The following is a 1,649-nucleotide window of genomic DNA, read 5'->3' as shown; positions in this document are numbered from 1 at the left end:
CTAGCCCACTTGTAAGTGATTTTTGACGTTTACCTATAAGCTCAGGCTCGAAGTCTCCATTACGGTCGCGTGGAGTCGCAATATCCAAAGGACCAAATTCACTAACAACACGCTTGCTTGTCCTACCATTACGCTTGTTCACCTTGCCGGCGGCTCGACCTTCTGAAAGAAAATCTTCAATCTCTCCTTCAAGCATAGTGTTCACCATCTGCTGCAAAAGTTCACTAAAAGGGCTCCCTTCTTCCAGTAAACGCTTCTTCTCATATAGCTGAGCTTTTATGCGCTCACCCATCTATGGATCCTTTAGTAGGTCCTCAATCGTCTTTCTCTTTTTCATTCTCGTAAAGTTAGCAGACACACTTGGATGAACAGTCTCGGTGGTTGCAGGGGCTTTCCTTTGCCCCAAAGCTTCTGAAATTTCATCGCCCAAAGGTAAGCGATGGAGGGATGTAACCGTCTTTTGGTGTATATTTCGTAGAAGGTGTCAAGCCATTGCGGGAAGCACTTTTCTCTCAGGGTTTCCAATTTCTTTTTCCTCAGTAAAAGGTAGCAGGATAGACACTGTGCCCATCCAAGGTAGCCTGAACTCCGCTCGATTCGGCCTCTTTACGAACCTTCAGCTTCTTTTCTTGAAAAACTCCCTCTTTATTGTCAACGTAAATTTACAGAATTAAATATTTTGTGTTCGATTACTTAGTGGGGGCTAGTGCATTGCTATTTCGTTTTTTTACTATTTTATTATTTTATTTGGGTTTAATGGTTTTGATAGCTCGTGGTGCCCATTTTTTCCGCTTCGATTCAGAATTACTATTTTAGAACCTAATTATTATATTTGGAGTTTAGAGAGTGTTATGCGTTTAAAAGTATATGGTTTGGGCTATGTAGGGGATTACTATGGCAGGGTTGAAGTATTACGAGCGGACCAAACTCTTGATAGAGTTGATCGAAAAGAAGAAGACAGGAGGACCATCCAAATTGGCAAAAAAGCTTCAAGTTCACAAAAGAACGGTTTATAGGATTTTGGATGATTTACGTCTTTCGTCATCACATGAAATCATCTATTGTAAGGATTCAGACAGTTACATTTTTTTTAGGAAAAAAAATAAATAGGTGACAAGAAATGTCACCGACATGAAATTATATTTGAATAGTTAAATAAATTTTCAACCAAATAAATTAAATTTGTTATGAAAGAGTTAAGTATTGACAGAATGGAGATGGTGAGTGGGGGAAGTGATGGTGGAAAACTCGCACTATTCGTTTGTGGAATGGGTGTTGGTGCAATGATTTTACAGCCTTGGTCTGTTTTTGCAATTGGTCAAACGACAGCAATTGCATGTAGTATTGGTATAGCTTCACAATTGTAAATTTTATGAACATGAGAGAAATTGAATTTGAAAAACAAGTAACGATTAATGGAGGCGGATTTTTAGGAACTCTATTAGGCGGTGTAGCTTGCGGGGCTGCAATAGCGTCAGTAGGTTTGAGTGCTCCCTTGGCATACATTACTTGCGGTTTGGCTTTTGCTACAACTTTCGATATTTAATTATTAACAGGCTTTCTTAAAAGAAAGCCTATAAATCTTATTTTAAAATATGAAAATATCCATAATCTCTCATTGGTCGATTTTATTTTTCAAAAAATTAGAA

3 protein-coding genes are annotated in these 1,649 nt (G+C 38.3%); 2 read left to right on the top strand and 1 reads right to left on the bottom strand.

The window, feature by feature from the left end; all coding sequences use genetic code 11:
- Positions 1–292, bottom strand: a 292-nt coding sequence (locus A3SI_RS16500) for an IS256 family transposase (protein ID WP_009057744.1), incomplete at its 3' end; no start/stop codon positions are given.
- 895 nt (positions 293–1,187) lie between these two features.
- On the opposite strand from A3SI_RS16500, the gene A3SI_RS16490 reads away from it, so the two are divergent.
- Together A3SI_RS16490 and A3SI_RS19215 are read left to right on the top strand one after the other, a co-directional pair.
- Positions 1,188–1,367 carry a hypothetical protein gene (locus A3SI_RS16490; protein ID WP_040671328.1) on the top strand — a complete coding sequence of 60 codons (180 nt, stop codon included), beginning with the start codon at positions 1,188–1,190 and terminating at the stop codon, positions 1,365–1,367.
- A gap of 11 nt (positions 1,368–1,378) precedes the next feature.
- On the top strand, positions 1,379–1,546 hold the full coding sequence (locus tag A3SI_RS19215) for a hypothetical protein (RefSeq protein WP_156810374.1): 168 nt from the start codon (positions 1,379–1,381) through the stop codon (positions 1,544–1,546).
- Positions 1,547–1,649 lie beyond the last annotated feature (103 nt).

Source organism: Nitritalea halalkaliphila LW7 (assembly GCF_000265075.1).
GTDB lineage: Bacteria > Bacteroidota > Bacteroidia > Cytophagales > Cyclobacteriaceae > Nitritalea > Nitritalea halalkaliphila.
This window is presented reverse-complemented; position numbering and strand designations above follow the sequence as displayed.